This is a genomic window from Streptomyces phyllanthi (assembly GCF_009377205.1).
Lineage (GTDB): Bacteria > Actinomycetota > Actinomycetes > Streptomycetales > Streptomycetaceae > Streptomyces > Streptomyces phyllanthi.
The window spans coordinates 1-3,735 of record NZ_VJZE01000656.1 but is presented as its reverse complement, the minus strand read 5'-3'; the positions used below and the strand labels follow the sequence as shown (position 1 = coordinate 3,735).

Sequence of the window (3,735 nt, the reverse complement as noted above, 5' to 3'; positions counted from 1 at the left end):
GTTCGGCCTGGCGGCCGGGGGGTCGGGAGTGGGTTTGTTGTCTGCGGGTGGGTGGGGGCTGGTCGCGCAGTTCCTCGCGCCCCTGAAAAGCCTGGCCCTGGTCCGGAGGAATCCAGCCCGGGCGTGCACATCCCAGCCCGGCCCGCGAAATCGTTACGCCGGTGCGCGTTCCACCCGCCGCGGCCGCAGCTCCGCGTTCTCCATCACCTCCCGCAGATGCCGCTCCACCACCGGCAGGGCATCCGCGATCGTCACATCCCGCCCCAGCTCGTTCGCCAGTGACGTCACCCCCGCGTCCCGGATACCGCACGGGATGATGCGGTCGAACCACGCGTTGTCCGGGTTCACGTTGAGCGCGAAGCCGTGCATCGTGACGCCCTTCGCCACGCGTATCCCGATCGCGGCGATCTTGCGGTCCTCACGCCGCTGACCGGCGTTGGAGGGCGCGTACTCGGGCCCGTTGAGGCGCGGATCGAACTCGTCGTCCTGCAGGCGCGGGTCGAAGTCCAGGGAGAGGCCCCCCACCGACGGCCGCCGGTCCACGGGGTCGCCGAGGACCCACACCCCGCTGCGGCCCTCGACCCGCGTGGTCTCCAGGCCGAACTCCGCACACGTACGGATCAGGGCCTCCTCGAGCCGCCGCACGTGCGCCACGACGTCCACCGGGCGCGGAAGCTTCTGGATGGGGTAGCCGACGAGCTGTCCCGGACCGTGCCAGGTGATCTTGCCGCCGCGGTCCACGTCCACGACGGGCGTGCCGTCGAGGGGACGCTCGTTGTCGGCCGTGCGCCGGCCCGCCGTGTAGACCGGCGGATGCTCCAGCAGCAGCACGGTGTCGGGCACCTCGTCGGCGAACCGCGCCGCGTGCACCCGGCGCTGCTCGTCCCACGCCTCCCGGTACTCGACCCGCTCGGCCCCGAATCCCATGCGGACGAACCGCAGCCCACTCACGGCAAGCGCCTCCATGCGTCCGTCGTCCCGTCCCGTAGTCCCCGTCGACCCGTCGTCAGGCACGTCACGCGCGTAACGCGCCCACGCCACTGTACGCCCGCCCGATCCGCGTCAGCCGGGCGGCCAATCCTCACACGATCGGATGAATGCAGGGCGAAGTCGGCAATCGGCCGCTCACTCCCAGCTACATTCGCGCCGTTCAGGCAGTCATAAGGGCTGCTCACAGGCAATCCGGGCACCTCGCCGAAGACCGGGAAGGCAGGAGACCGCACCGCAGATGACGGAACGACCCGCGCAGCGCACCCCCAACCGCCAGCTCGCCGCCCTCATCGCAGAAGCGGGGTTCTCCAACGCGGGACTAGCGCGTCGTGTGGACCAGCTCGGTCTGGAACACGGACTCGACCTCAGATACGACAAGACGTCGGTCACCCGGTGGCTGCGCGGCCAGCAGCCACGGGGTACCACGCCCGCCCTGATCGCCGAGGTCTTCACGCGCCGCCTCGGCCGTCGGCTCACCGCCCAGGACCTCGGCCTCGACGCCTGCGCGCCCGTCTACGCGGGCCTGGAGTTCGCCGCCGGTCCCGATGAGGCCATCGACATCGTCAGCGGGCTGTGGCGCAAGGACTCCGGCAGCCACGCCGAGCTGCGCAAGATCGCGTTCACCCCGGCCGGGCTCGTGGTGCCCAGCCGCGACTGGCTCATCGGCCGCGCCGACGACTCGGTCGGCCGCGGGGAGACGGGCGTCCGCCGCATTCCCGCGCAGGGCCGCCCCGCCGCCCTCAAACCGCCGGGCGCCCCGTCCCCGCTCGAACAGGCGGCACCCCCGCCCCGGCGCAACCACACCGAGCGGAACGCCGGCCAGCGGGTCACCCCGGGGGACATCGCCGCCCTCCGCTCGGTGGGGGAGCTGTTCCGGGCCCTGGACCACGCCTACGGCGGAGGCCACGCCCGCCAGGCCCTCGTCCGCTACCTGGAGCACGAGGCCGAGCCGATGCTGCGCGGTACGTACGGCGAGCAGACCGGCCGCCGTCTCTTCGCGGCCGCCGCGGACCTCACCCGCCTCGCCGGCTGGACCTCGTACGACATCGCCGCCCATGGACTCGCCCAGCGGTACTTCGTCCAGGCGCTGAGGCTCGCGCAGGCGGCCGGGGACCGGCTGTACGGGGCGTATGTGCTGGTGACGATGAGCCGCCAGGCGGTCTACCTCGGGCACGGGCGGGAGGCCGTGCAGCTGGCACGTGTGGCCCAGCAGGGCGTCGGGTCGTCCGCGCCGTCCGTGGTCCAGGCGATGCTGCACGCCGTCGAGGCGCGCGGGCAGGGCGTGCTCGGCGAGGTGAGGGCCTGCACGGCCGCGCTGGTCCGGGCCGAGCGGGCCCTGGAGTCGGCCCGGCCCGAGGACGAGGTGCCGTACTGGGCGCGGTTCTTCGACGAGGCCCAGCTCGCCGACGAGTTCGGGCACTGCCACCGCGACCTCCAGCAGTACCGGGCCGCGGCCCAGCACGCCGAGCGCTCCCTGCAGCTGAGGGCGCCCGGCTACGCCCGCAGCCGGCTCTTCTGCCGTGTCGTCCTCGCCTCGGCCCGCCTCGGGCTCGGCGAGCTGGAGCAGGCCTGCCAGCTGGGCGCGGAGGCCGCGGGACAGGCGGCGGAGATGCGCTCGGTCCGGGCCGTCGAGTACGTACGCGACTTCGAGCGCCGGCTGGAGCCGTACCGGGACGCGGCACCGGTGAGGGGATACCGGGACCGGGTGGCGGCGCTCGGATAGGGGGTACGGCGGACAAGGGCGCCCGGTCGGGCCGTACGCACCGTGTGCACGGTCCGGCCGGGCGCCCTTGTACGTCCTCTCACGCGGCCGTTTCGAGGGGCTCCTCGCGGAGGGTCGGCCGGGCGCCGAGGTCCGTGAGGACCGCGTGGGCGGCCCGGCGGGCGGAGTGGAGGGCGCCCTGGACGGTGCCCGAGCCCCGATGGTCCCCGCAGACGTACAGACCGGCCAGCATCCGTACCGGGCGCCGGAGGTCGTGCGGGGCGGGCGTCGCGGGGACGGCCTCGGGGTCGTGGTGGACCGCGAGGAGCTCCCAGCGGTTCGTCGACGTGCCGTAGAGGCGGGAGAGCTGGGTGCGGACCGTGGCGTCGAGATGGGCCGGGTCCGGGGGCGTACCCAGCACCGTGGAGGAGATCAGCGCCCGGCCCGTGGGGGCCCGTGACGGGTCCACCTGGCTGACCACCGCCGTATGGGAGACCGGACCGCTGCGGTCGGAGTCCAGGAGCAGTGACGGTTCGGTGAGCGGGGGTTCCTCCGTGGCGTGGTGCAGGACCGTCACCGGATGGAAGGCCGGGACGCGCAGCCCGGGGAGGAGTTCGGCGGCGGCGCGTGCCCCGGTGGCCGACACGACGGCACGGCAGGGCAGTTCGCCGTGGTCGGCGGTGGTGACCGAGGTGATGCTGAGGGACGTGACGCGTACGCCCGTCCGGACCGTGCCCGGCGGGAGGGTGGCGGCGAGGAGCTCCGGGAGCGTGTCGGCGCCGCCCTCGGAAAGGCAGAGGCGGCCCGCCGCGAAGGAGTACAGAGCCAGGTCGGCGCACCGGCTGGAGGTGAGCAGGGCGGGGCCGGAGAGGAGCGCGGTGAGCAGGGGCCGCAGGAACCCGTCGACCGTGCGGGCCGGGAACCCCTGGGCCAGGAGGGACTGGGCGGTGGGGAGCTCGGCGCGGGCGAGGAGGTCCGCGGGTGAGGTGGCGGCGAGCCGGGTGAGCGCGGTGGCCAGGCGGGACTGGTCCGCGAGGGTGCCG

At 74.1% G+C, this 3,735-nt stretch carries 3 protein-coding genes; 1 reads left to right on the top strand and 2 read right to left on the bottom strand.

The genetic code is table 11. The annotated features are described in order from the left end of the window. Positions 1-153: 153 nt before the first annotated feature. Positions 154-951, bottom strand: coding sequence for a lipoyl(octanoyl) transferase LipB (lipB, locus tag FNH04_RS42885; RefSeq protein WP_322725500.1), 798 nt, complete (start codon positions 949-951; stop codon positions 154-156). A gap of 277 nt (positions 952-1,228) precedes the next feature. On the opposite strand from lipB, the gene FNH04_RS42880 reads away from it, so the two are divergent. Continuing rightward, positions 1,229-2,713 carry a regulator gene (locus FNH04_RS42880; protein WP_152791653.1) on the top strand — a complete coding sequence of 495 codons (1,485 nt, stop codon included), beginning with the start codon at positions 1,229-1,231 and terminating at the stop codon, positions 2,711-2,713. Between the two features lie 79 nt (positions 2,714-2,792). Here the strand turns inward: FNH04_RS42880 and FNH04_RS42875 are convergent. Beyond that, positions 2,793-3,735, bottom strand: a 943-nt coding sequence (locus tag FNH04_RS42875; RefSeq protein ID WP_152791652.1) for an NAD(P)/FAD-dependent oxidoreductase, incomplete at its 5' end; no start/stop codon positions are given.

Coding starts and splice junctions, on each gene's coding strand:
- FNH04_RS42880 (WP_152791653.1), top strand. CDS start 1,229: ATGACGGAACGACCCGCGCAGCGCACCCCCAACCGCCAGCTCGCCGCC.